This window comes from Pseudomonas sp. Irchel 3H7 (genome assembly GCF_900187605.1).
In the GTDB taxonomy this organism is placed as follows: domain Bacteria; phylum Pseudomonadota; class Gammaproteobacteria; order Pseudomonadales; family Pseudomonadaceae; genus Aquipseudomonas.
On record NZ_FYEA01000001.1, the window covers coordinates 725,279 to 750,832 of the forward strand.

The following is a 25,554-nucleotide window of genomic DNA, read 5'->3' on the forward strand; positions in this document are numbered from 1 at the left end:
TAAAGCCCAACCTTCAACGACGAAGGCTGCGCTTCCCGAGAGAACGGGACCAGGACAAAGGCGTCCTCGCTAGGCAACTAGCGGGACGCCTTTTTTTGTTTGCGCAAAATTTGTCGAGCAAGGCCTGACTGCCCACAAGAGGCCAGCCGCAGCTCCCGGAGAACCTGATGAAAAAACTCAAACTGGTGATGATCGGCAATGGCATGGCCGGGGTCCGCACCCTCGAAGAATTGCTCAAGCTGAGCAACGAGCTGTACGACATCACCGTCTTCGGCGCCGAACCACACACCAACTACAATCGCATCCTGCTCTCGCCGGTGCTGGCCGGTGAGCAGACCTTCGAGGAGATCGTGCTCAACGACCTCGACTGGTACCTGGAAAACAACATCAAGTTGTTGCTCAACCGCAAAGTGGTGGAGATTGACCGGGTCAAACGCCGGGTGATCGCCGAGGACGGCACCGAAGCCGAATACGATCGCCTGCTGATCGCCACTGGCTCGACACCGTTCATCTTGCCGATCCCCGGCAACACCCTGCACGGCGTGATCGGCTATCGCGACATTGCCGACACCCAGGCGATGATCGACACCGCGAAAACCCACAAACACGCGGTGGTCATCGGCGGTGGCCTGCTCGGCCTCGAAGCCGCCAATGGCCTGATGTTGCGCGGCATGCACGTCACCGTGGTGCACATCGGCGAATGGTTGCTGGAACGCCAACTCGATAAAACCAGCGGTCAACTGCTGCAAAGCGCCCTTGAATCCCGTGGCTTGCATTTCCGTCTGTGCGAACAGACCCAGGCCTTGCATGACGCCGGCAATGGCCGGGTCGGCTCGGTGCAATTCAAGAACGGCGACATTATCCCCGCCGACCTGGTGGTGATGGCCGCCGGTATTCGCCCCAACACCGAACTCGCGGAAAAGGCCGGCATCCCGTGCAATCGCGGGATCCTGGTCAACGACACCCTGCAAACTTACGACCCACGCATCTACGCCATCGGCGAGTGCGCCAGCCACCGTGGCATTGCCTACGGTCTGGTCGCGCCACTGTTCGAGCAGGCCAAGGTTTGCGCCAACCACCTCGCACAACTGGGCTTCGCCCGTTATCAGGGTTCGGTGACCTCGACCAAACTCAAAGTCACCGGCATCGACCTGTTTTCCGCTGGCGACTTCATGGGCGGCGAAGGTACGGAAACCATCACCCTCTCCGACCCGATCGGCGGCGTGTACAAAAAACTGGTGATCAAGGATGACGTGCTGGTCGGCGCCTGTCTGTACGGCGATACGGCAGATGGCGGTTGGTATTTCCGCCAGATTCGTGAGAATCACGCCATCGGCGAGATCCGCGATCACCTGATGTTTGGCGAAAACGCTTTGGGTGACGTAGGACATCAGGGCCAGGACAAAGCCATGGTCATGGCCGACACCGCCGAAGTCTGCGGCTGCAACGGTGTGTGCAAAGGCACTATCGTCAAAGCCATTCAGGAACACGGCCTGTTCAGCGTCGATGAGGTGAAGAAACACACCAAAGCGGCCAGCTCCTGCGGCTCCTGCGCCGGACTGGTCGAGCAGATCCTGATCAACACCGTCGGCGGCGCAGCGGATGTCAAACCGAAAAGCGAAAAAGCCATCTGCGGTTGCAGCGACCTCAACCACGGACAGATCCGCCAAGCCATTCGCGAGCAGCATCTGCTGACCATCGCCGGCACCATGAGCTACCTCAACTGGCGCACGCCGAACGGTTGCGCAACGTGCCGCCCGGCCCTCAACTATTACCTGATTTCCACCTGGCCCGGCGAAGCCAAGGACGATCCGCAATCGCGCCTGATCAACGAACGTGCACACGCCAACATCCAGAAGGACGGCACTTACTCGGTGGTACCACGCATGTGGGGCGGCGTGACCAATCCTTCGGAACTGCGGCGGATTGCCGATGTGGCTGACAAGTATCAGGTGCCGATGGTCAAGGTCACCGGCGGCCAGCGTATCGATTTGCTCGGCATCAAGAAGCAGGATCTGCCTGGCGTCTGGAAGGATCTCGACATGCCCTCCGGCCACGCCTACGGCAAATCCATCCGCACGGTGAAAACCTGCGTCGGCAGTGAGTTCTGCCGCTTCGGCACGCAAAACTCGACACAACTGGGCATCGAGCTTGAGCACGACCTGTTCAACATGTGGTCACCGCACAAAGTGAAACTCGCTGTTTCCGGATGCCCACGCAACTGCTCGGAAGCGGGGATCAAAGACGTAGGAATCATCGGCGTCGACTCCGGTTGGGAGATGTACATCGGCGGTAACGGCGGGATCAAAACCGAAGTCGCCGAATTCTTCGTCAAGCTGAAAACCGCCGAAGAAGTGCGCGAATACAACGGTGCGTTCCTGCAGCTGTATCGCGAAGAAGCCTTCTACCTCGAACGCACCGTGCACTACCTGCAGCGGGTCGGCATGGAGCACATCAAGAAAGCCGTGCTGGAAGACCCCGAGCGCCGCAAAGCGCTGAACGAACGCCTGCAATTCTCCCTGTCGTTCGAGCAAGACCCTTGGAAAGAACGTCTAGCGCAGCCGCAACTGAAAAAAGAATTCGACGTAATTTCAGTGAAAAACCTGGAGGTGCCGGCATGAACTGGCTGGATATCTGTGCCCTCGACGAGATCAATACCCTCGGTTCGCGAATCATTGCCGGGCCGAAAGGTGACATTGCGATTTTTCGTACGAGCGACGACGAAGTTTTCGCCCTCGACGACCGCTGCCCACACAAGGGTGGGCCGTTGTCACAAGGTTTGATCTACGGAAAACGCGTGGCCTGTCCGCTGCACAATTGGCAGATCGACCTGCAATCCGGCGAGGCGCAGGCGCCGGACATCGGTTGCGCGCACCATCACCCGGCGCGGGTCGAGAATGGTCGGGTGCAGTTGGCTCTGCGGGACGCCATCTGATGAACCGCCAGACGACCGCCTCGACCTGCTGTTATTGCGGGGTCGGCTGCGGCGTGCTGATCGAGCATGACGGCGAGCGCATCCTCGGCGTCAGCGGCGATCCGGCGCACCCGGCCAACTTCGGCAAACTGTGCAGCAAAGGCTCGACCCTGCACCTGACCGGCGACCTCGCGGCCCGCGCGCTGTACCCGGAACTGCGTTTGGGCAAAGGCCTGGCGCGCAGCCGCACGGATTGGGACACTGCGCTGGAACATGCCGCCAACGTGTTCGCAGAAACCATCGCCGAACACGGCCCGGACAGCGTCGCGTTCTATATCTCCGGACAGTTGCTGACCGAGGACTACTACGCCTTCAACAAACTGGCGCGGGCGTTGGTTGGCACCAACAACATCGACAGCAATTCACGCCTGTGCATGTCTTCAGCCGTGGTCGGCTACAAGCGCAGCCTCGGCGCCGACGCCCCGCCGTGCAGCTATGAGGACCTGGAACTCAGCGATTGCGTAATGATCGTCGGCAGTAACATGGCCTACGCCCATCCAGTACTTTTCCGTCGGCTGGAGGAAGCAAAATCCCGCCGCCCGCAGATGAAAGTCATCGTCATTGATCCACGACGCACCGACACCTGCGACCTCGCCGATCTGCACCTGGCGATTCTGCCCGGTACCGATGTCGCTTTATTCCATGGGATTTTGCATCTGTTGTTGTGGGAGGACTGGATCGACCGCGATTTCGTCAAAACGCACACGGAAGGCCTTGCTGAACTGAAGAGTCTGGTGCGCGATTACACCCCGCAAATGGTTTCACAGTTATGCGGCATCAGCGTCGAGCAACTGCAGCAATGCGCCGAATGGGTTGGCACTTCGCCGAGTTTTCTGTCGTTGTGGTGCATGGGTTTGAACCAGTCCACGGCCGGTAGCGCAAAAAACAGCGCGTTGATCAATCTGCACTTGGCCACCGGGCAAATCGGTCGTCCGGGTGCAGGACCTTTCTCCCTCACCGGTCAGCCGAATGCCATGGGCGGGCGCGAAACCGGTAGTTTGTCGAATCTGTTGCCGGGCCATCGAGACGCGGCCAACCCTGAACACCGCGCTGAAGTGGCGGCTTATTGGGGCGTTGATCGGTTGCCGGAAAGCACTGGTCTCAGCGCCATCGAACTGTTCGAGCAAGTGCGCAGCGGCAAGATCAAGGCGTTGTGGATTGCCTGCACCAACCCTGCGCAATCGATGCCGGATCAGAGTGCGGTGCGCGCGGCGCTGGAAGCTTGCCCGTTTGTGGTTCTGCAAGAAGCCTTTCGCACGACTGAAACCGCAGCATTCGCCGATCTGCTGCTGCCCGCCGCCAGTTGGGGCGAGAAAGAAGGTTCGGTGACCAATTCCGAGCGACGCATTTCCCACGTGCGCAAAGCCATTCTCCCACCGGGTGAGGCGCGGCCGGATTGGGCGATTACGGTAGATTTCGCGCAGCGTCTGGAGAAACGTCTGCGCCCCTCTGCATCGAGCCTGTTTACTTTCACCCAACCTGCGCAACTGTTCGATGAATTCAAAGGGCTGACGCGTGGGCGGGATCTGGATATGTCCGGGATCAGTCACGCGCTGATCGACGAGATCGGACCGCAGCAATGGCCCTTCCCTGTCGGAGCGCGGCGAGGAACGCCACGACTGTACGAAGACGGGATTTTCCCAACCGCCAACGAGCGCGCGCAATTCATCGCCGACCCGTATCGTGCCGCCAAAGAACAACGCGATGCACGCTTTCCACTGACGTTGATCACTGGCCGCTTGCGTGATCAATGGCACGGTATGAGCCGCACCGGTACGGCGGCGCAACTGTTCGGGCATGTCAACGAAGCGGTGTTGAGCCTGCATCCAGATGAAATGCGCCGGCATCGTTTGCAGCCGGGCGATCTGGTCAATCTGAAAAGTCGTCGCGGCGCGGTAATTGTTGCGGTCGCCAGTGATGACAGCGTACGTCCGGGACAAGCGTTTCTACCAATGCACTGGGGCGATCGCTTCCTCAAGGGCGGCGTGAACAGCCTGACCCTGCCGGCCTTCGATCCTTTGTCGAAACAACCGGAACTCAAACACAGCGGCGTGCGCCTGGAACCGGTCAATCTGCCGTGGCAGCTTTTCGCACTGATCGAAGGTGATGTTCAACGGCACTTCGAGACGCTACGACCGCTCTGTGAGGCATTTTCCTACGTTAGCCTCAGCCTTGTCGGACGTGAACGATCGGCATTGCTGATACGCGCTGCCAGCAGCGAGGCACCGGATGCGCAATTGCTCAGTGAAATCGACCGATGCCTGTCGCTGATCGACGGCCCGGTTTTGGCCTATGACGATCCGCGCCGGGCCATTGGCAAGCGCGTGCGTATTGAAAACGGCCGAATCACCGCGATTCGCCTGGCCGGCGAAACCCTCGCCCGGCATTGGCTGCAAGGGTTGTGGCTGGAAGGCCGTGCCGACGAACAACTGCGGCGTTGGTTGCTGGCACCGATGAGTGCGCCGCCGGGCAGTGCCGGGGCGCAGATCGCTGCGGATAAGACCCTGTGCAACTGCAACAACGTCAGCCTCAACGCGGTCTGCGCCGGCATTCGCCAAGGGCTGGATCTGCAAGGCTTGAAAAGCAATTTGGGTTGCGGCACGCAATGCGGTTCGTGCGTCCCGGAAATAAAGCGTTTGCTGGCTGCCGAGTTGCAGCCGGTCGCCATCATCTGATGAGGAAAGCAGCATGAATGCAAAAGTCTGGCTGGTAGGCGCGGGCCCCGGCGATCCGGAACTGCTGACCCTCAAAGCGGTGCGCGCTCTGCGCGAGGCCGACGTGGTGCTGATCGATGATCTGGTCAACGAGGCGGTGCTGGAGCACTGCCCTGATGCGCGCATCATTGCCGTGGGTAAACGCGGTGGCTGCCGCTCGACACCGCAAGCGTTCATTCATCGACTGATGCTGCGCTATGCCCGCCACGGCAAGTGTGTGGTGCGGCTCAAGGGTGGCGATCCGTGCATTTTCGGTCGAGGGGGTGAAGAGGCGCATTGGCTGCGTGAGCGTGGCGTCGAGGTGGAGTTGGTCAATGGCATCACCGCCGGGCTGGCCGGGGCGACGCAGTGCGATATTCCGCTGACGTTGCGTGGGGTCGCACGCGGGGTAACGCTGGTGACTGCGCATACTCAGGATGACAGCCAGTTGAACTGGCAGGCACTGGCGCAGGGCGGCACAACGCTGGTGGTTTACATGGGGGTGGCCAAGCTAGGCGAGATTCGCGATCAGTTGCTGGCGGGCGGGATGGCAGCGGATACGCCGGTGGCGATGATCGAGAATGCGTCGTTGCCAGAGCAGCGCGAATGCCGGAGTGATCTGGCGAGCATGAGTGCTGATGCGTTCAGGTTTGGGCTGAAAAGCCCGGCGATTTTGGTAATTGGTGCGGTGGCAGCCATTGTTGAAGAGCAAAAGATCGCAGCCTGCGGCAGCTCCTACAGGACGTATGCAGATTTCATGTAGGAGCTGCCGAAGGCTGCGATCTTTTAAAACTGCAAAGCCAAATCGCAGACAAAGAAAAGCCCGGCCTAAGCCGGGCTTTTCTCAGAGCGGCAGCTAATTACTTAGCTTGAGCTTCAACCTGCGCTTCTACGCGACGGTTTACAGCGCGGCCAGCTTCAGTTTTGTTGTCAGCAACTGGGCGGGATTCGCCGTAGCCAACAGACTGAACGCGGGACGATTCAACACCGTACTGGTTGGTCAGAACTTGCTTAACGGCGTTTGCACGACGCTCGGACAGTTTCTGGTTGTAAGCGTCAGGACCGACGGAGTCAGTGTGACCTTCAACAGTAGTGGTGGTGGATGGGTACTGCTTCATGAAGTCAGCCAGGTTCTTGATGTCGCCGTAGCTGTTTGGCTTCACAACCGACTTGTCGAAGTCGAACTTAACGTCCAGCTCAACACGAACAACTTCAGCAACTGCTGGGCAGCCGTCAGCGTCAACAGTTACGTTGGCTGGGGTGTCCGGGCACTTGTCAACGTTGTCGCAAACGCCATCGTTGTCGCTGTCGGAGCAGACTTCAGCTGGTGCTGGAACTGGAGCAGCAGCAGGCTTGGAGCCGCCACCGAAGTTCACACCGATACCAACGCTAGGAGCCCACTCGGTGTCGCCCTGGTCGATGTTGTACTGAGCTTCAACGCCAGCACGGGCGTAGAAGTTCTCGGTGAAGTACAGCTTGGCACCAGCGCCCAGGTTGGCGAAGGTGGAGCGGTCACGACCGCCGGAACCGTTCTGACCGATGCTCTGATCGGAGAAACCAGCCGATACGTATGGACGCAGCATGTCGCCTGGGTTGTTGAAGTGGTACAGAGCGTCCAGAGCGGTGTTCGCGCCCTTGATGTTACGACCGTCGTCGGAACGTACGTTGTGCACTTCGTCGTAGCCCAGACGCAGTTCAACGTCGTCGGTCAGGAAGTAACCGATCGAACCGCCGAACAGGTTGCCGTTGTTCTTGAAGTTACGAGCGCTGTCGAATTGTTCTTTCTTTGCGAAGCCTTCGATTTCAACTGCGCCTTGGCCTTGTGCCAGAGCGCCGAACGAAGTGGCGGCAATCAGAGAACCAATGGCCAAGCCCAAGGTGTTTTTCAGTTTCATCCGTTAAATCCCCATCTGGTGATTGTGAAGCAGTCCCGCAAACCGGGGGACAACTCGGCGGCAAGTCTATCAGAACTTGCCTACACGTAAGAGATATTTGCGCTGAACTAAGTTTCAGCAATGCCTGCAAATTTCTCACGCAATTTATCTAGAGCACGTTTGTAACGCATTTTTGTCGCACTCAAACCCATGTGCATGATGTCTGCGATCTCCTGAAATTCCAGCTCTGCGACAAATCGAAGCACCAGAATTTCACGGTCAATCGGGTTCACATACACCAGCCAGCGATCAAGCCCGCCCTTCTCCTCGGGTTTCGGCGCCTTTTCTTCGGACGCTTCCTCGAGGGGGTCAAGACTCAATGCGTCCATCAAGCGACGCTTTCGCCGTTCCTTCCGATACTGCGTAATACATTCGTTGTACGTGATGCTGTAGAGCCACGTTTTGAACTTCGATTTCCCCTCGAAGTTCTTCAGGCCATACAGCACCTTCAACATGACTTCCTGACAGACATCGTCTGCGTCGCGATCGTTCCCAAGATATCTCGCACAAACGTTAAATAATGTTCGCTGGTAACGCCGCATCAGTTCTTCATAGGCGCGCGTTACGTGAAACAGCTCGGTATGCGAGCGCGCGACCAACTCCTCATCAGAGAGCTCGCGGGGGTCGTAGCGCGTGGATAGCGTTTGGGCTTTATTCAAAACAAGTCGTGCCGACAGTCAGGTCAATGTCCACCGCGACCAGCATCAGCTGGCATTTCGCGGCGGCATACATTAGCAGGGTTTGCCGGATTAGCGGCTACTCACATGCTGTTCCAGCAGGATCCGATTGGAAAGAGAGACTAGCTCACCCTCATCGGTCAGCAATGTGGTTTTAACCGTGCCGATCTCCTCGATCTGGCCTTCGACCTCGCCAACACGCACTTGTTGCCCAACCTGATACAACTCACGCACATAGATTCCCGCAAGAATCTGACCGGCAATTTCCCGGCTTCCCAAACCCATGGCCAGCGCAACGGCCAGACCAACGGTAATCAAAACGATGACAATCACATGGTTCAGCAGGTCGGTCTTGACCTCAAGCTGACTGATCGCGACCGAGATGCTGATGATGATCACCAGCCCCTGGGCAATTCGCCCAAGCCCCGAAGCGTAGTCCAGGCCTACGCCTTCTGCCGCCCCGCGCACCAGCCCGTTGGCCAGTTGCGCGAGCAAAACACCCACCAGCAACACCAGCGCCGCGCCGAATACTTTCGGCAAATAGAGCGCCAACATATCCAGCGTAGCCGAAACTCGCTCGAGGCCAAGGGATTCTGCTGCAGAAACCAGAAAAATCAGCAGAACGAACCAGTAAACGATTTTACCGATCAGCGTTGAAATCGGAACTTGCAGCCCCGCACGCGACATCAACTTGGTCAGCCCGGTACCACCCATCAGGCGATCAAGACCCAGTTTGGCGAGCAGCTTGGAGAGCAAGGTATCGAGCAGCTTGGCCACAACGAAACCCAACAGCAGCACGACCAGTGCGCCGAACAGGTTCGGGATGAAGTTGGCTACTTTGGTCCACAACGCAGTCATTGCAGTGACGAGGCTCTGAGTCCAGAGGTCGAGTTCCATATTCAATCAGCCTTATCAGCAGTGCGAGCGGTAGGTTTACGACGGGAAACCGGCGAGACATGGGCCGAGCCGTTATTCAGGGCGATCATCAGCGCGGGCAGCCAGCGGCCCAGCAGGCTGAACAAATCACCGGCGCCGACCTGGCGGTTGGCGGTTTTGAGTACGCGGCCCAGGCACGCATCGTCGTCGCGGCTGGACGGCGAAGCGTTGAGCATGTCGCGCAAAGACTGTTCAAACGGATCGTGCATACGCACCTCTCGTGATGTCTGTGAAAGACGCGGGCAGATTTGGTCGGGTCACATGCGCCATCGTCAGACCCAGCGCAAACGACGGAATAACCACCACTGACCGAAGGCCAGGGCGAGTACCGTCAAGCAGGCGATCAGGAAACCATATGGGCTGCTGGAGAACGGAATTCCGCCGACGTTGATGCCCAGCAGACCGGTGATGAAACTCATCGGCAAAAAGATGCAGGTGATGATCCCGAAGCGGTACATCGTGCGATTCATGCGCTCGCTCAACCGCCGGTCTTCGGCCTCCAGCACAAGCCCCACGCGCTCTCGGGTCAATTCGAGTTCTTCGAGATAGCGGGTCAGGCTGTTGTTCAATTCGTTCCAGTAATCGGCATCGTCATCGACAAACCACGGCAGTTTTATCCGCGTCAGTTGTCCGAAAATATCCCGCTGCGGCGCAAGAAAACGCTTCAACCCAGCGGCCCGGCGGCGGATGTGCAGAATGGCGCCATGCTCGGGGGTATACCGTTCGTCGGCATCCATTTTTTCTTCTTCCTCATCGGCGATTTCCGAGAGGCAAGTGACCAGATCCTGCACCTTGTTGGTGAGGAACTGCGCCAGATAGAGGATGAGTTCAGAGGCAGTTTTCGGACCTTTGCCGTCCGCCAATTGCACCAGTAATTCATCGGTGGCGCGCAATGGACGCAAACGCAGGGAAATCACCCGCTGAGCTGAAGCGAAAATGCGCACCGAGACCATGTCTTCCGGCTCGGCACCCGGGTTGAGATTGACCCCACGCAGAAACAGCAGCAGCTCGGAATCCGGCAACGGCAACAGGCGCGGTCGAGTGTTCTCTTCCAGCAGCAGATCGCAGGTGAATTCATTTAGACCGCTGGATTTGCGCAGCCAGGTCTGCGTTTGCGGATGGCTGCGATCCCAATGCAGCCACAGGCTTTCATGGGCCTGCAGCTGTAAATCGTCGAGCTCAGTCCGGGCTATCGAACGCGCACCGCCTTTTCCGTCCAGCACCAGGGCATGCACCAGCCCCCATTGCGCGTTTTCTTCCTCGAACATCCGCATCCCTTTGTCGAAAATCTTATTCAGGCATCTGCAGCGGGCTCGGCGAGATAATTACGCCGTTGTTGTCCGCATAAATGTAGTGGCCCGGGTGGAACGTCACACCGGCGAAAGTCACCGGGACGTTGAGGTCACCGAGGCCGCGCTTTTCGGTTTTCATCGGATGGCTGGCCAAAGCCTGCACGCCCAGATCGGTCTGCGCAATGACGTCGACGTCACGGATGCAGCCATAGATCACCAGCCCTTCCCAGCCGTTTTTAGCGGCTTTCTCGGCGATCATGTCACCCAGCAGCGCGCGACGCAGTGAACCGCCGCCATCGACCACCAGCACTTTGCCGTTGCCCTTGAGCTCAGCCTGTTCCTTGACCAGCGAGTTGTCTTCGAAGCATTTGATGGTCACGATTTCGCCGCCGAACGAATCACGGCCGCCGAAATTGCTGAACATCGGTTCCAGCACCTGCACCAGCTCCGGATAGGCGTCGCACAGGTCAGGCGTAAGGTAATGGTTCATCGAAAAACTCCTGTAAAAAGCAAGACGATCAAGGATGCCGCGTTCTGAAGAGACGAGTTCCGGTGGTCGCTGTTTACCTTAGCTCATTGAATGTTCGCTGAATGAACCTGAACAAACGCTGAAACTTAATCGCTAAACTGCCACCGAATATGACCAGAACCGCACAATTCGTCATATCTTAGCCGCAAGCCGACCTTTACGAAATGCCCTTTACCCAGCCCCGTCTCAGACCGCAGCAGCCAGATCAGGCTTCTCGCCCAGTAACGGCGTGTGCTGATCGTTCAACCAGCGCGCTACCAACGGCCACACTTCATTCTGCGCCGCTTTGCTCACCAACATTTCAACATGACCGAAATTATCGGTGAAACCCTGTTCGCGCCCCAGATTGACGAATTGCTTGTGCTCGGAGCCGATCTGTTCGAACAGTTTGCGACAGGCCCAGGCCGGATCCTGATGATCCCCCGCCGCCGTCACTGCCAGCACCGGCACCTTGACGTCCGCCAGACCCGCCCACCAATCCTTGTCCTTGTCGCCAAAACGGCCGAACAAGCCGTACCAGCGCATGCTTTCCAGCGCCAGGCCGATCGGCTCATCTTCCGGGCCACGCTTGAGGCGCGAACCCGACAGTTGCGCGAAGCGCTTGAGAATAAAGCGCCCACTCCACTCCACTGGCGGGATTTTCAGCGGCCAGTAGGTGCGGCTGACCTGAGTACCGAAAAACGCCGCAGAAGCTACGGCAGGCTCGCCAAGGTATTCGCCACCGAGCGCCGCGGCCAAGGTGATGCCGCCCAGCGAATGGCCGATCCAGTGCGGAATCTGCCCGCTCTGCTCTCGCACGAATGCGGCAATCGCCGGCAGATCGTAGCGGGCATAGTCGGCGACACGGTTGCGTCGGTATTCCTCATTGCGCTGCGACAGGCCGTGACCGCGCATCTCCGGAATCCAAACGTCGAACCCCAGTCGCGTCAGATATGCGCCCAGGCCCAGGCCTTTGGGTGAAAACCAGAAGCGTCGATTGGAAAAACTGCCGTGCAGCAAAATAACCGGCACACCGCGAGGCGCCGTGTCATCGGCCATGCCCAAGCGGGTCACAGCGATTTCCACGGACCAGTCGGGGCTGTTGCCGGGTTTCAGTCGATACACGTCTTCGCTCAGATCGCCGCGCCGTTCGGCGCTGATCAGGGCGACAGGAAATAAGTTGCTGCTGCTTTGCATAATGCTCTTGCACAAAAAAGGGCGGCATCTACAGGAGCCCGCCCTACTTGAATCTCAAGGCCCGCCCCCTGTGGGAGCGGGCCGTTCACATACTCTTTAAGCCGGTGTCTGACCTTCGGCGAGGAAGAACCAGGTTTCCAGCACCGTATCCGGGTTCAGCGACACGCTTTCGATGCCCTGCTCCATCAGCCACTTGGCCAGATCCGGGTGGTCCGAAGGACCCTGACCGCAGATACCGATGTACTTGCCGGCCTTGTTGCACGCTGCAATCGCGTTGGCCAGAAGCTTCTTGACCGCCGGATTACGCTCGTCAAACAGGTGCGCGATGATACCGGAATCGCGGTCCAGACCCAGGGTCAACTGCGTCAAGTCGTTGGAGCCGATCGAGAAACCGTCGAAGAATTCGAGGAATTCTTCAGCAAGGATCGCGTTGGATGGCAGTTCGCACATCATGATCACGCGCAGACCGTTTTCGCCGCGCTTCAAGCCGTTTTCGGCGAGCAGATCGACGACCTGACTCGCTTCGCCCAAGGTACGGACGAACGGCACCATGATTTCGACGTTGGTCAGGCCCATCTCGTTGCGCACACGTTTCAGCGCACGGCATTCGAGTTCGAAGCAGTCACGGAACGATTCGCTGATGTAACGCGAAGCGCCACGGAAGCCCAGCATCGGGTTTTCTTCTTCCGGCTCGTACAGCTTGCCGCCGATCAGGTTGGCGTATTCGTTGGACTTGAAGTCCGACAGGCGCACGATGACTTTCTTCGGCGTGAACGCCGCCGCCAGGGTGCTGATGCCTTCCACCAGTTTGTCGACGTAAAAGTCGACCGGGTCGTTGTAACCGGCGATACGCTTGTCGACGCTGTCTTTGATTTCCTGCGGCAGACCGTCGTAGTTCAACAGCGCTTTCGGGTGGACGCCGATCATGCGGTTGATGATGAACTCAAGACGAGCCAGGCCGACACCGGCGTTCGGCAGTTGCGCGAAGTCGAAGGCACGATCCGGGTTGCCGACGTTCATCATGATCTTGAACGGCAGCTCCGGCATGGCGTCGACGGAGTTCTTCTTGATGTCGAAGCCCAGTTCGCCTTCGAAGATGTAGCCGGTGTCGCCTTCGGCGCAGGACACGGTCACGCCCTGGCCATCCTTCAGCAATTGGGTGGCGTTGCCGCAACCAACCACAGCAGGAATACCCAGCTCGCGAGCGATGATCGCTGCGTGGCAAGTACGCCCGCCACGATTGGTGACGATGGCGCTGGCGCGCTTCATCACCGGTTCCCAGTCCGGGTCGGTCATATCGGAAACCAGCACGTCGCCCGGCTGGACTTTGTCCATCTCGGAGACGTCCTTGATGATGCGCACTTTACCGGCGCCGATACGCTGGCCAATCGCACGACCTTCCACCAGCACGGTGCCGGTTTCTTTCAGCAGGTAACGTTCCATGACGTTGGCCTGGGTGCGGCTTTTCACGGTTTCCGGACGCGCCTGCACGATGTACAACTTGCCGTCGTCACCGTCCTTGGCCCACTCGATGTCCATCGGGCAGCCGTAGTGCTTCTCGATGATCATCGCTTGCTTGGCCAGTTCGCTGACTTCAGCGTCGGACAGGCAGAAACGCGCGCGGTCAGCCTTGTCGACGTCGATGGTCTTGACCGAACGACCGGCCTTGGCCTCGTCGCCGTAGATCATCTTGATGGCTTTGCTGCCCAGGTTGCGACGCAGGATCGCCGGGCGACCGGCCTCCAGCGTGCCCTTGTGCACGTAGAACTCGTCCGGGTTGACCGCGCCTTGTACGACGGTTTCGCCCAGGCCGTAGGCGCCGGTGATAAACACCACGTCACGGAAACCGGATTCGGTATCGAGGGTGAACATCACGCCGGCAGTGCCGGTTTCCGAACGCACCATGCGCTGCACGCCAGCCGACAGGGCGACCAGTTTGTGGTCGAAGCCCTGGTGCACGCGGTAGGAAATCGCACGGTCGTTGAACAGCGAAGCGAACACTTCTTTGGCGGCGCGGATAACGTTTTCCACACCACGGATGTTCAGGAAGGTTTCCTGCTGACCGGCGAACGAGGCGTCCGGCAAGTCTTCGGCGGTGGCGGAAGAACGCACGGCCACGGCCACGTCAGGGTTGCCGGCCGACAGCGCGGCAAACGCGGTGCGGATTTCGGCATTCAGTTTTTCAGGGAATTCGGCTTCCATGATCCATTGACGGATCTGCGCGCCGGTCTTGGCCAGGGCGTTGACGTCATCAACGTCGAGCGCGTCGAGGGCCTGGTGGATCTGGTCGTTGAGGCCGCTCAGTTCGAGGAAATCACGATAAGCCTGAGCCGTCGTGGCGAAGCCGCCGGGGACCGAAACACCGGCGCCTGCCAGGTTACTGATCATCTCGCCCAGGGATGCGTTCTTGCCCCCCACATGCTCAACATCGTGTTTGCCGAGCTTATCGAGGGAAACTACGTACTCTACCAAGGTGATCTCTCCACTAACTGTGTTGGAAAAGCTCAGAAACCGGCGGCCCGGGGGAGCCTTGGCCGGTTGTATGGCCTGGACCTGGAAAATAAGTGAGAATGCGGGCCAATGGCGGCCGACAAATCGCGCCTATCATATCCAAGATTCGTTACTAGCTTAAGGCCCAAGGTGCAAATGAAACGATCTGCTTTCTTCATCTCCGATGGCACCGGCATCACTGCCGAAACCCTGGGTCAAAGCCTTCTGGCGCAGTTCGAAAACATTACCTTCAGCAAATTCACGCGACCGTACATCGACAGCGTGGATAAAGCGCGGGCCATGGTACAACAAATCAACAAAGCCGCCGAAACCGACGGCTTCCGCCCGATCATCTTCGACACCATCGTCAATCAGGACATCCGTGAGATTCTCGCAACCTCCAATGGTTTCATGATCGATATTTTCTCGACCTTCCTCGCCCCGCTTGAGCAGGAACTGACCGAGCATTCTTCCTACACCGTCGGCAAGTCCCACTCGATCGGGCACAACTCCAATTACATGGAGCGCATCGAGGCGGTGAACTTCGCCCTCGACAATGACGACGGTGCGCGCACGCACTATTACGACAAAGCCGATTTGATACTAGTGGGCGTGTCGCGATGCGGCAAAACGCCGACGTGTCTGTACATGGCCATGCAGTTCGGCATCCGCGCGGCCAACTATCCGCTGACCGAAGACGACATGGAGCGCCTGACCCTGCCAACGGCCCTGCGCGCCCATCAGCACAAGCTGTTCGGCCTGACCATCGACCCGGACCGCCTCACCGCTATCCGCAATGAGCGCAAGCCCAACAGTCGTTATTCGAGCTACGCCCAGTGCGAATTCGAAGTGCGCGAGGTGGAGAATTTGTTCCGTCGCGAGAACATCCCGAACATCAACTCCACGCATTTTTCGGTGGAAGAGATTTCGGCGAAGATTCTGGTGGAGAAAGGTGTGGAGCGGCGCTTCAAGTAGATTGCTGGTGTCTGTGCGACCGCTATCGCGAGCAGGCTCACTCCTACAGTTGATCTTCAGCGGGCACAGATCATGTGGACGACAGAGATTCATTGTAGGAGTGAGCCTGCTCGCGATGAACGATTACACGATCTCTGTCAGTGCCCGGCTTAAAGCTTCAAAACCTGCAAGCAACAACCGATCATCCCCCACCGCATTACACACACTCACCCGAATAAATTGCGGCACCGCTGCATGCCCCACCGCAAACGCCTCAGCGGTGGCCACCAGATAGTTGTTCTCCTTCAACTCCGCCGCAATCTGCGACGCCCGCCACAGCTCAGGCACTTGCACCCAGAAATGCGGACTGTAAGGGTGAGTCTTGTAGTCCAAGCCTTGCAGAACAGGTGCCACCAAAGCCTTGCGCCGAGCGATCTCGCTGATCTGTTCGTCCAGCAAACGCTCGGCCATACCGCTTTCAATCCACAGACTGGCCACTTCCATCGATAACGGATTGGCCATCCAGCACGTCGCGCGAATGGCGGCGCTCAAACGCCCGATCAAAGCTTGCGGCGCGTGCAGATAACCGACGCGCAAACCGGCAGAAACAGCCTTGCTCAGGCTGCCAATCAACACCGAGCGTTCAGGCGCGAAATAACTCAGCGGCAACGGGCGCTGGCGATCCAGAACCGCATGGGCTTCGTCTTCGATAATCAGCAAATTATGCTGGCGGCAGATGTCGGCAATCGCCTCGCGCCGTGGGATCGACATGACCGCAGCCGTAGGATTCTGGATCGTCGGCGTGCAATACAGCGCCGAAACACGATGTTGACGGCAGATGTCCTCCAGTGCTGACGGCAACAGTCCTTCGTCATCCATCGCTGCGCCGACAAGTTTTATCCCAAGCTGGCGTGCGACGCCGATCAATCCGGGGTAGGACAAATGCTCGGTGATCACTGTGTCGCCGGCCTTGAGCAGCCCCATCAACGCGCACAACAGACCATGCTGGCCGCCGTTGACGCACAACACCTGATCGGCGTGCGGGACATACGCTTCATGCTGCAACCAGACCGCCCCGGCCAATCGGTGCCGTGCCAGCCCTGCTTCGGCGGTGTAACCGGTCAACTGCTGTAACACCCGCGGATCACTGGCCAGCTCTTGCAGGCTCTGGCTCATGAACGCCGCTTCCTGCGCGGGAATCGGCTGATTGCGGCTCATGTCGAAACAGATTGGTGGCTCATCGCTGACATTGCGAAAGCCTTTGTCCTGCGGCCGCTCCATCCCCCGCTGACAGACATAAGTGCCATCTCCGACGCGGGCGAGGACCAATCCCACACGTTCCAATTCACCGTAGGCACGGCTGATCGTACCGATGGTCACGCCCAGGCTGTCGGCCAGCAATCGGTGCGGCGGCAACTTGCATCCCGCATCGATCACACCTTCGTCGATAGCCTGTGCGACCGCATCGGCCAAGCGTTTGTACTTCACGCCGACGCCATTGGCGAGGCCGTCGCGGAGGATTGACACCATGGCAATACTTACTTTGACAGTCATTCTCGCCCCGAATAGCGTGCTGAAAACAGGTTCAATCAGAAATAGACCGATTCCACGATCAGGTCAATTCCACCGTTCGGAGCACGCCGCATGTCGACCGCCGTCAGCACACCGATGAACATCAGCAAACCCTGGCTCGCCGGATTGCTCACCAGCACGCTGTTTCTGATCGTCTGCCTGAGTTGGGGTACGACGTGGCTGGGGATCAAGATTGCGGTGGAAAGCGTGCCGCCGCTGACCGCTGCCGGCCTGCGTTTTCTGATCGCCTTTCCGCTGTTCCTGAGCTTTGCGCTGTTGCGCAAGGAACCGCTGTTGTTTCCTCGACCAAGCCGCTGGTTTTTTGTGTTCGTCACGCTGTCGTATTTCAGTCTGCCCTACTACCTGCTCAACTATGGCGAGATGCACGTGTCGTCCGGCCTGACAGCGCTGCTGTTCAGTTGCATGCCGGTGTTTATCCTGCTGTTTTCCGCGCTGTTTCTGCGCGAGAAAATCTACCCGTCGCAAATGCTCGGTATCGCGATCGGTTTCGGCAGTCTGTTCATGATTATTCGCAGCCAGGGTCTGCATCTGGATCAGGCCGAATGGCTTGGCGTGTTGGCGATTCTGTGTGCGGCGGTGATGCATGCGCTGTGTTACGTGGTGACGAAAAAACATGGCAGCGCGATCAGCGTGATTACCTACAACACGCTGCCGATCGGCATTGCCGGAGCGATGTTATTTATTGTCGGATTGAGCGTCGAAACGCCGGTGTTTGCGCAAGTGACAACACGCTCGTGGGCCGCCCTGTTCTATCTCGGGCTGGTGGCCTCGGTCGGCGGATTCATCGTTTACTTTCTGCTGCTTAAACGCCTAAGCCCAATCATCCTGTCGTTCGTGTTTATCATTTTCCCGGTGTTCGCCGTGATCATCGGCGCCTGGTACGAGGGACAAACCCTGTCCCGGGAGCTGATGATCTATTCGGCGATTTTGTTGAGCGGCTTTGCGATCACCAAATTGCCCATCGAAAAATGGCGTACGCGGTCCGTGTAGGAGCTGCCGAAGGCTGCGATCTTTTGATCTTGTTTTTTACAATAAAAGTCAAAAGATCGCAGCCTGCGGCAGCTCCTACAGGTTGTTCGTCAGATCACAAATAGGTCGACGAAACGGTTTACCGGGGTGGACTCCAGCTGCGTCTGATCCTTGCACAACGCGAAGATTTCGCCGCTGCGCTGGCCTGTGAAACGCGTGGCCAGGTTGGCTTTGAACTTGTCTTCCAGCAACGGAATGCCCTCGACACGGCGGCGGCGATGACCGATCGGGTATTCCACCACGACATTGTCGGTGCTGCTGCCGTCCTTGAAAAACACCTGCACGGCGTTGGCGATCGAGCGTTTGTCGGCCTCCAGATATTCGCGAGTGAAACGCGGATCTTCGACGATAACCATTTTCTCGCGCAGCACATCGATGATCGGGTGCGCCTTGTGGAAATCATCTTCGTACTGCTCGGCGACCAGATTGCCGAACGCCAGCGGCACGGCGGTCATGTACTGGATGCAGTGGTCGCGGTCGGCGGCATTGGCCAGCGGCCCGACTTTGGAAATGATGCGAATCGCCGATTCGTGAGTGGTGATGACGATCCGGTCGATTTCATGCAGACGATTGCGCACTTGCGGGTGCAGTGTCACCGCTGCTTCACAGGCGGTCTGCGCGTGGAACTCGGCGGGGAAACTGATCTTGAACAGCACGTTTTCCATCACGTAACTGCCGAACGGCCGCGAGAAACTGAAGGCGCGTTTGTTCTCGGGTTTCAACGCCAGATCACTGTTGGTGTGGCTGAACAGCACGTCATAAAAACCCCACTGTTTCGCAGTCAGCACTCCGGGAATGCCCATCTCGCCGCGCAGGGCAATATCGGCCAGACGCACGCCACGACTCGACGCATCCCCTGCTGCCCAGGATTTTCGCGAACCGGCGTTTGGGGCGTGCCGGTAAGTGCGCAGCGCCTGACCATCGGCAAACGCGTGAGACAACGCCGACAACAGTTGCTCACGATTGGCGCCCATCAGTTTGGCGGTGACAGCGGTTGAAGCAACTTTCACCAGAATGACGTGATCGAGTCCTACGCGGTTGAAGGAGTTTTCCAGAGCGATCACGCCTTGAATCTCGTGGGCCATGATCATCGCTTCCAGCACATCGCGAATGGTCAGCGGCGCTTCAGCGTTGGCCAGACGCTTCTGTGAGAGGTGATCAGCCACCGCAAGAATCCCGCCGAGATTGTCGGATGGATGACCCCACTCGGCGGCGAGCCAGGTGTCGTTGTAATCGAGCCAACGGACGATGCAGCCGATGTCCCACGCGGCTTTGACCGGGTCGAGGCGGTAGCTGGTTCCGGGGACCCGCGCACCGTAAGGAACCACCGTCCCTTCGACGATCGGGCCAAGGTGTTTGGTGCATTCGGGGAAGCGCAGCGCCAGCAGACCGCAGCCCAGTGTGTCCATCAGGCAGTTGCGGGCGGTGTCGAGGGCTTCGGCAGAGGTGACTTTGAAGGTAAGGACATAATCGGCGATGTCCTGCAGGACACGGTCGTAGTCGGGGCGGTTGTTCAGGTCGACGTTGGCGCTCATTGCGGTTCTCCTGTGCGGGAATGATGAGTGGTGCGGTCTTCCTCAGGGCTTGGCGGGTTTGGTTGATTGCAGGTCTGGGGTGCCTGCTTGTTTGGTGTTTCTTCAGTGGGTGGGGCCCCTCACCCTAGCCCTCTCCCGAGGGAGAGGGAACTGATTGGGGGATGCTGTAGAGGTTCACCGACGTGAGCGATCTCCATTGAATCCATAATCGATCGGGTCAATGCATAATTTCAAAAACCTCGATCAGCCCCCGGATCCATAATCGCCGCAATCTTTCAGGTCGATGCACAACCCCAGACACCTCGGTCGGCCCCCTGAATCCATAATCGACTCGATCTTTCAGGTCGATGTACAACCCCAGACACCTCGGTCGGCCCCCTGAATCCATAATCGACTCGATCTTTCAGGTCGATGTACAACCCCAGACACCTCGGTCGGCCCCCTCTCCCTTTGGGAGAGGGATGGGCGGGCGGCGTTCCGATGAGGGTAAAAGATCTCGAATCAGAAAGAGTCACCGGGAATGCGCACGTAACCCTCCATCAGGACACGCGCGCTACGGCTCATGATGGCTTTTTTGACGATCCACTCGCCGTTTTCCAGGCTGGCTTCAGCGCCAACGCGCAACGTTCCGGACGGATGCCCGAAGCGCACGGCATTACGTTCAACGCCACCCGCTGCAAGGTTGACCAAGGTGCCGGAAATCGCTGCCGCCGTCCCGATCGCCACCGCCGCCGTGCCCATCATCGCGTGGTGCAACTTGCCCATCGACAACGCCCGCACCAGCAAATCGACATCCCCAGCGCCAACCGCTTTACCACTCGACGCCACGTAATCCGCAGGCTTGGCAACGAACGCGACTTTCGGTGTGTGTTGCCGTTTCGCCGCTTCATCCAGATTCGATATCAGACCCATGCGCAACGCGCCATAAGCCCGAATCGTCTCGAACATCTGCAACGCTTGCGGATCGCTGTTGATCGCGCTCTGCAGTTCGGTGCCGGTGTAACCGATGTCTGCGGCGTTGACGAAGATCGTCGGGATACCCGCGTTGATCATGGTCGCCTTGAACGTGCCAACACCCGGCACTTGCAGCTCATCGATGAGATTGCCGGTGGGGAACATCGAACCGCCGCCGCCCTCTTCTTCTGCCGCCGGGTCCATGAATTCGACTTGCACTTCGGCGGCCGGAAAGGTCACGCCGTCGAGCTCGAAATCACCGGTTTCCTGCACTTCGCCGTTGGTGATCGGCACGTGGGCAATAATCGTTTTGCCGATGTTGGCCTGCCACACGCGCACCACCGCAACACCGTTGTGCGGAATGCGGCTGGCATCGACCAGACCGTTGCTGATGGCGAACGAACCGACCGCTGCCGAGAGGTTGCCGCAGTTACCGCTCCAATCCACAAAGGGCTTGTCGATGGAGACCTGACCGAACAGGTAATCGACGTCGTGATCAGCCTTGATGCTTTTCGACAGAATCACGGTTTTGCTGGTGCTTGAAGTCGCGCCGCCCATGCCGTCGATTTGTTTGTCGTAGGGGTCGGGACTGCCGATCACGCGCAGCAATAAAGCGTCGCGAGCCGGGCCTGGAATCTGCGCCGCTTCGGGCAGATCCTTGAGGCTGAAGAACACGCCTTTGCTGGTGCCGCCGCGCATGTAGGTGGCGGGGATTTTAATCTGTGGTGCGTGAGCCATATTGCTCCTTACCGAAAGCATGGGACTTAAAATCCCATGCCCACATCAGTTGATTTAAACGGCAACCGCCGACTCTTCAAGGAAGTCCTGAGCGAAGCGTTGCAACACGCCGCCAGCCTCGTAGATCGACACTTCTTCAGCGGTATCCAGACGGCAGGTCACCGGCACGTCAACGCGCTCGCCGTTCTTGCGATGGATCACCAGCGTCAGATCCGCACGCGGTTTGCGCTCGCCGATTACGTCATAGGTTTCGCTGCCATCGATGGCCAGCGTGTGACGGTCGGTGCCCGGCTTGAACTCCAGCGGCAACACGCCCATGCCCACCAGGTTGGTGCGGTGAATGCGCTCGAAACCTTCTGCGGCAATCGCCTCGACACCGGCCAGTCGCACACCTTTCGCCGCCCAGTCGCGGGACGAACCCTGGCCGTAATCGGCGCCGGCGATGATGATCAGCGGCTGCTTGCGCTCCATGTAGGTTTCGATGGCTTCCCACATGCGCATCACTTTGCCTTCCGGCTCGACACGCGCCAGCGAACCCTGTTTGACCTTGCCGTTTTCCACGACCATTTCGTTGAACAGTTTCGGGTTGGCAAAGGTCGCGCGCTGCGCAGTCAAGTGGTCGCCACGGTGGGTTGCATAAGAGTTGAAGTCCTCTTCCGGCAGGCCCATTTTTGCCAGGTATTCGCCGGCGGCGCTGTCGAGCATGATCGCGTTGGATGGCGACAGGTGATCGGTGGTGATGTTGTCCGGCAGCACCGCCAGCGGGCGCATGCCCTTCAGCGGACGGGCGCCGGCCAGTGCGCCTTCCCAGTACGGTGGACGACGGATGTAGGTGCTCATCTCGCGCCAGTCGTACAGCGGCGTGACTTTCGGGCCTGTGTCTTCGTGGACGGCGAACATCGGAATGTAGACCTGACGGAACTGCTCAGGCTTGACCGAAGACTTCACCACCGAGTCGATTTCTTCATCGCTCGGCCAGATGTCTTTGAGGCGGATTTCCTTGCCGTCCACAACACCGAGCACGTCTTTTTCGATATCGAAACGGATGGTCCCGGCAATGGCGTAAGCGACCACCAGCGGCGGTGACGCGAGAAACGCTTGCTTGGCGTACGGGTGGATGCGGCCGTCGAAGTTGCGGTTGCCCGAGAGCACAGCGGTCGCATACAGATCGCGGTCGATAATCTCTTGCTGGATCAGCGGATCGAGCGCGCCGGACATGCCGTTGCAGGTGGTGCAGGCGAAGGCGACGACGCCGAAACCGAGCTGCTCCAGTTCAGTGGTCAGCCCTGCTTCGTCGAGGTACAGGGCGACGGTTTTCGAACCCGGCGCCAGCGAGGATTTCACCCACGGTTTGCGGGTCAGGCCGAGCTTGTTGGCGTTGCGTGCGAGCAGGCCGGCGGCAATGACGTTGCGCGGGTTGCTGGTGTTGGTGCAACTGGTGATGGCGGCGATGATCACCGCGCCGTCGGGCATTTGCCCCGGCACGTCATCCCACTGCCCGGAGATGCCTTTAGCGGCCAGATCCGCCACCGCGACGCGGGCGTGCGGGTTGCTCGGCCCGGCCATGTTGCGCACCACCGACGACAGATCGAAAGTCAGACCGCGCTCGTATTGCGCGCCTTTCAAACTGTCGGCCCACAGGCCGGTGAGCTTGGCGTATTGCTCGACCAACTGCACTTGCTGGTCTTCACGACCGGTGAGTTTCAGGTAATCGATGGTTTGCTGGTCGATGTAGAACATCGCCGCCGTGGCGCCGTATTCCGGGGCCATGTTGGAAATGGTCGCGCGGTCGCCGAGGGTCAGCGCCGCCGCGCCTTCGCCAAAGAATTCCAGCCATGCGCCGACGACTTTCTGCTTGCGCAGGTATTCGGTCAGCGCCAGCACCATGTCGGTGGCGGTGATGCCCGGTTGCAGCTTGCCGGTCAGTTCGACGCCGACGCTTTCGGGCAAACGCATCCACGACGCGCGACCGAGCATCACGCTCTCGGCTTCGAGGCCGCCGACGCCGATGGCGATCACGCCCAGCGCATCGACGTGCGGGGTGTGGCTGTCGGTGCCGACGCAGGTGTCGGGGAACGCAACGCCTTCACGCACCTGAATCACCGGCGACATTTTCTCCAGGTTGATCTGGTGCATGATGCCGTTGCCCGGCGGGATCACATCGACGTTTTTGAAGGCCTTTTTGGTCCAGTTGATGAAGTGGAAACGGTCTTCGTTGCGCCGGTCTTCGATGGCGCGGTTTTTCTCGAACGCCTGTTTGTCGAAACCGCCCGCTTCTACTGCCAACGAGTGGTCGACGATCAATTGCGTCGGCACTACCGGGTTGACCTGCGCCGGGTCGCCGCCCTGCAAGGCGATGGCGTCGCGCAGGCCGGCAAGGTCGACCAGCGCGGTCTGGCCGAGAATGTCGTGGCAGACCACACGCGCCGGGAACCACGGGAAGTCGAGGTCGCGTTTGCGTTCGATCAGTTGTTTGAGGGAATCGGTGAGCGTGGCCGGGTCGCAGCGACGCACAAGGTTTTCCGCCAGCACGCGGGAGGTGTACGGCAGGGTGTCGTAACTGCCGGGCTGAATCGCCTCGACAGCCGCGCGGGCGTCGAAATAATCCAGTGGGCTGCCGGGCAGGGTTTTGCGGAATGCTGTGTTCATCGGGTCAGGACTCGGGTCACGGTAGTTGCAAAGGGTGAGCTGACGCCAGACTCAAGATTCACACCGTCCCTTGTAGGAGTGAGCCTGCTCGCGATAGCGGTGGATCAGTCGACATCGATGGTGAATGTCAGTCCGTCATCGCGAGCAGGCTCACTCCTACAGGGATTTGCGGTGGTTTCAAGGATCGGGTCAGCCCACCATTTCAGCGACGTTCGATTGGCACGAACTTGCGCTGTTCGACGCCGACGTACTCGGCGCTTGGACGGATGATGCGGTTGTTGGCGCGTTGTTCGAACACATGCGCGGCCCAGCCGGTCAGGCGCGAGCAGACGAAGATCGGCGTGAACAGCTTGGTCGGGATGCCCATGAAGTGGTACGCCGAGGCATGGTAGAAATCGGCGTTGGGGAAGAGTTTTTTCTGCTCCCACATGGTCTTGTCGATGGCTTCGGAAACCGGAAACAACACCTTGTCACCGACCTCGTCCGCGAGTTTTTTCGACCAGCCCTTGATCACCTCGTTGCGCGGGTCGCTGTCCTTATAGATCGCGTGGCCGAAGCCCATGATCTTGTCCTTGCGCTCGAGCATGCCGAGGGTGCCTTTGATCGCCTCTTCCGGCGACGAGAAGCGCTCGATCATTTCCATCGCCGCTTCGTTGGCGCCGCCATGCAGCGGGCCGCGCAGCGAACCGATCGCCGCCGTTACGCAGGAATACAGGTCGGACAGGGTCGAGGCGCATACGCGGGCGGTGAAGGTCGAGGCGTTGAATTCGTGCTCGGCGTAAAGGATCAGCGAAACGTTCATCACTTTGACGTGCAGTTCGCTTGGCTTCTTGTCGTGCAGCAAATGCAGGAAGTGGCCGCCGATGGTTGGCTCGTCGCTGACGCAATTGATGCGTTTGCCGTCGTGACTGAAGCGATACCAGTAGCACATGATCGCCGGGAACGCGGCGAGCAAGCGGTCAGTCTTGTCACGCTGCTCGGAGAAGTCTTTCTCCGGTTCGATGTTGCCGAGGAACGAGCAACCGGTGCGCATCACGTCCATCGGGTGGGCGTCGGCGGGGATGCGTTCGAGCACTTCTTTCAGCGCTTGCGGCAGGTCGCGCAGCTTGCTCAGCTTGCCTTGGTATTCTTCGAGTTGCGCCTGGGTTGGCAGCTCGCCGTACAGCAGCAGGTACGCGACTTCTTCAAATTGTGCATCGGCTGCCAGTTCACGCACGTCGTAGCCGCGATAGGTCAGCCCGGCACCGGCCTGGCCCACGGTGGACAGTGCGGTTTGCCCGGCAACCTGGCCACGGAGCCCGGCGCCACTGAGTACTTTTGCTTCGGCCATTGTTTTCTCCAATCTTGAATTTGTTAGGGAGTGTGGCGAAAAGATTGCAGCCTCGTTGCACTCGTCAGCTC

The 25,554-nt window shown here is 59.0% G+C and carries 19 protein-coding genes; 6 read left to right on the forward strand and 13 right to left on the reverse strand.

Annotated elements, in window-relative coordinates; all coding sequences use genetic code 11:
* Positions 1–167: 167 nt before the first annotated feature.
* Genes nirB through cobA form a run of 4 tightly spaced genes read left to right on the forward strand, consistent with a single transcriptional unit; the run spans position 168 to position 6,430 of the window.
* A complete protein-coding gene (gene nirB, locus CKW38_RS03370; RefSeq protein ID WP_095111818.1) occupies positions 168–2,621 on the forward strand; it encodes a nitrite reductase large subunit NirB in 2,454 nt (817 codons plus the stop codon).
* Entirely contained in the window at positions 2,618–2,935 is a 318-nt protein-coding gene (nirD, locus tag CKW38_RS03375) for a nitrite reductase small subunit NirD (RefSeq protein ID WP_095111819.1), read from the forward strand. The genes nirB and nirD overlap by 4 nt, the downstream gene beginning before the upstream one ends.
* The gene (locus tag CKW38_RS03380) at positions 2,935–5,649 is read left to right on the forward strand and encodes a nitrate reductase (protein WP_095111820.1); all 2,715 of its coding nucleotides are present in this window, start codon (positions 2,935–2,937) and stop codon (positions 5,647–5,649) included. The genes nirD and CKW38_RS03380 overlap by 1 nt, the downstream gene beginning before the upstream one ends.
* A 13-nt stretch (positions 5,650–5,662) precedes the next feature.
* A complete protein-coding gene (cobA, locus tag CKW38_RS03385; RefSeq protein ID WP_007916397.1) occupies positions 5,663–6,430 on the forward strand; it encodes a uroporphyrinogen-III C-methyltransferase in 768 nt (255 codons plus the stop codon).
* Positions 6,431–6,527: 97 nt separating this feature from the next.
* On the opposite strand, the gene CKW38_RS03390 is transcribed toward cobA, so the two are convergent.
* From CKW38_RS03390 to ppsA, 8 genes are all read right to left on the reverse strand, one after another.
* Positions 6,528–7,562 (reverse strand): OmpA family protein, encoded by a 1,035-nt coding sequence (locus CKW38_RS03390; protein ID WP_016985589.1) that lies wholly within the window; start codon positions 7,560–7,562, stop codon positions 6,528–6,530.
* 107 nt (positions 7,563–7,669) lie between these two features.
* Entirely contained in the window at positions 7,670–8,260 is a 591-nt protein-coding gene (gene sigX, locus CKW38_RS03395) for an RNA polymerase sigma factor SigX (RefSeq protein WP_011333251.1), read from the reverse strand.
* Between the two features lie 90 nt (positions 8,261–8,350).
* The gene (locus tag CKW38_RS03400; protein WP_007916401.1) at positions 8,351–9,175 is read right to left on the reverse strand and encodes a mechanosensitive ion channel domain-containing protein; all 825 of its coding nucleotides are present in this window, start codon (positions 9,173–9,175) and stop codon (positions 8,351–8,353) included.
* Positions 9,176–9,177: 2 nt separating this feature from the next.
* A complete protein-coding gene (locus tag CKW38_RS03405; protein WP_007916402.1) occupies positions 9,178–9,423 on the reverse strand; it encodes a hypothetical protein in 246 nt (81 codons plus the stop codon).
* A 63-nt stretch (positions 9,424–9,486) separates the two neighbouring features.
* The gene (locus tag CKW38_RS03410) at positions 9,487–10,482 is read right to left on the reverse strand and encodes a zinc transporter ZntB (RefSeq protein ID WP_077571829.1); all 996 of its coding nucleotides are present in this window, start codon (positions 10,480–10,482) and stop codon (positions 9,487–9,489) included.
* Between the two features lie 22 nt (positions 10,483–10,504).
* Positions 10,505–10,996 carry a ribonuclease E activity regulator RraA gene (gene rraA / locus CKW38_RS03415; protein WP_053118708.1) on the reverse strand — a complete coding sequence of 164 codons (492 nt, stop codon included), beginning with the start codon at positions 10,994–10,996 and terminating at the stop codon, positions 10,505–10,507.
* A 225-nt stretch (positions 10,997–11,221) separates the two neighbouring features.
* Positions 11,222–12,211, reverse strand: a complete 990-nt coding sequence (locus tag CKW38_RS03420) for an alpha/beta fold hydrolase (RefSeq protein ID WP_095111821.1) — start codon at positions 12,209–12,211, stop codon at positions 11,222–11,224.
* Between the two features lie 96 nt (positions 12,212–12,307).
* A complete protein-coding gene (ppsA, locus tag CKW38_RS03425; RefSeq protein WP_007916410.1) occupies positions 12,308–14,683 on the reverse strand; it encodes a phosphoenolpyruvate synthase in 2,376 nt (791 codons plus the stop codon).
* 174 nt (positions 14,684–14,857) lie between these two features.
* On the opposite strand from ppsA, the gene CKW38_RS03430 reads away from it, so the two are divergent.
* Entirely contained in the window at positions 14,858–15,676 is an 819-nt protein-coding gene (locus CKW38_RS03430) for a pyruvate, water dikinase regulatory protein (protein ID WP_007916411.1), read from the forward strand.
* Between the two features lie 123 nt (positions 15,677–15,799).
* Here the strand turns inward: CKW38_RS03430 and CKW38_RS03435 are convergent, their stop codons facing one another.
* The gene (locus tag CKW38_RS03435) at positions 15,800–17,209 is read right to left on the reverse strand and encodes a PLP-dependent aminotransferase family protein (RefSeq protein ID WP_095111822.1); all 1,410 of its coding nucleotides are present in this window, start codon (positions 17,207–17,209) and stop codon (positions 15,800–15,802) included.
* A 114-nt stretch (positions 17,210–17,323) separates the two neighbouring features.
* Here CKW38_RS03435 and CKW38_RS03440 point away from each other — a divergent pair, with 114 nt between their 5' ends.
* Positions 17,324–18,238, forward strand: a complete 915-nt coding sequence (locus tag CKW38_RS03440; RefSeq protein ID WP_176472277.1) for a DMT family transporter — start codon at positions 17,324–17,326, stop codon at positions 18,236–18,238.
* Positions 18,239–18,327: 89 nt separating this feature from the next.
* On the opposite strand, the gene prpD is transcribed toward CKW38_RS03440, so the two are convergent.
* The 4 genes from prpD to prpC all read right to left on the reverse strand — a co-directional run bounded on the left by prpD (position 18,328) and on the right by prpC (position 25,483).
* The gene (gene prpD, locus CKW38_RS03445; RefSeq protein WP_095111824.1) at positions 18,328–19,812 is read right to left on the reverse strand and encodes a 2-methylcitrate dehydratase; all 1,485 of its coding nucleotides are present in this window, start codon (positions 19,810–19,812) and stop codon (positions 18,328–18,330) included.
* A 501-nt stretch (positions 19,813–20,313) separates the two neighbouring features.
* Entirely contained in the window at positions 20,314–21,504 is a 1,191-nt protein-coding gene (gene prpF, locus CKW38_RS03450; RefSeq protein ID WP_095111825.1) for a 2-methylaconitate cis-trans isomerase PrpF, read from the reverse strand.
* A 54-nt stretch (positions 21,505–21,558) separates the two neighbouring features.
* Entirely contained in the window at positions 21,559–24,153 is a 2,595-nt protein-coding gene (gene acnD / locus CKW38_RS03455; protein ID WP_095111826.1) for a Fe/S-dependent 2-methylisocitrate dehydratase AcnD, read from the reverse strand.
* A 202-nt stretch (positions 24,154–24,355) separates the two neighbouring features.
* Entirely contained in the window at positions 24,356–25,483 is a 1,128-nt protein-coding gene (gene prpC / locus CKW38_RS03460; RefSeq protein WP_095111827.1) for a 2-methylcitrate synthase, read from the reverse strand.
* Positions 25,484–25,554: the final 71 nt, after the last annotated feature.

Bases quoted from the DNA above. Each gene is read 5' to 3' on its own strand.
- nirB (WP_095111818.1), top strand. From the start codon at position 168: ATGAAAAAACTCAAACTGGTGATGATCGGCAATGGCATGGCCGGGGTC.
- nirD (WP_095111819.1), top strand. From the start codon at position 2,618: ATGAACTGGCTGGATATCTGTGCCCTCGACGAGATCAATACCCTCGGT.
- CKW38_RS03380 (WP_095111820.1), top strand. From the start codon at position 2,935: ATGAACCGCCAGACGACCGCCTCGACCTGCTGTTATTGCGGGGTCGGC.
- cobA (WP_007916397.1), top strand. From the start codon at position 5,663: ATGAATGCAAAAGTCTGGCTGGTAGGCGCGGGCCCCGGCGATCCGGAA.
- CKW38_RS03390 (WP_016985589.1), bottom strand. From the start codon at position 7,562: ATGAAACTGAAAAACACCTTGGGCTTGGCCATTGGTTCTCTGATTGCC.
- CKW38_RS03400 (WP_007916401.1), bottom strand. From the start codon at position 9,175: ATGGAACTCGACCTCTGGACTCAGAGCCTCGTCACTGCAATGACTGCG.
- CKW38_RS03405 (WP_007916402.1), bottom strand. From the start codon at position 9,423: ATGCACGATCCGTTTGAACAGTCTTTGCGCGACATGCTCAACGCTTCG.
- CKW38_RS03410 (WP_077571829.1), bottom strand. From the start codon at position 10,482: ATGTTCGAGGAAGAAAACGCGCAATGGGGGCTGGTGCATGCCCTGGTG.
- rraA (WP_053118708.1), bottom strand. From the start codon at position 10,996: ATGAACCATTACCTTACGCCTGACCTGTGCGACGCCTATCCGGAGCTG.
- CKW38_RS03420 (WP_095111821.1), bottom strand. From the start codon at position 12,211: ATGCAAAGCAGCAGCAACTTATTTCCTGTCGCCCTGATCAGCGCCGAA.
- CKW38_RS03430 (WP_007916411.1), top strand. From the start codon at position 14,858: ATGAAACGATCTGCTTTCTTCATCTCCGATGGCACCGGCATCACTGCC.
- CKW38_RS03435 (WP_095111822.1), bottom strand. From the start codon at position 17,209: ATGACTGTCAAAGTAAGTATTGCCATGGTGTCAATCCTCCGCGACGGC.
- CKW38_RS03440 (WP_176472277.1), top strand. From the start codon at position 17,324: ATGAACATCAGCAAACCCTGGCTCGCCGGATTGCTCACCAGCACGCTG.
- prpD (WP_095111824.1), bottom strand. From the start codon at position 19,812: ATGAGCGCCAACGTCGACCTGAACAACCGCCCCGACTACGACCGTGTC.
- prpF (WP_095111825.1), bottom strand. From the start codon at position 21,504: ATGGCTCACGCACCACAGATTAAAATCCCCGCCACCTACATGCGCGGC.
- acnD (WP_095111826.1), bottom strand. From the start codon at position 24,153: ATGAACACAGCATTCCGCAAAACCCTGCCCGGCAGCCCACTGGATTAT.
- prpC (WP_095111827.1), bottom strand. From the start codon at position 25,483: ATGGCCGAAGCAAAAGTACTCAGTGGCGCCGGGCTCCGTGGCCAGGTT.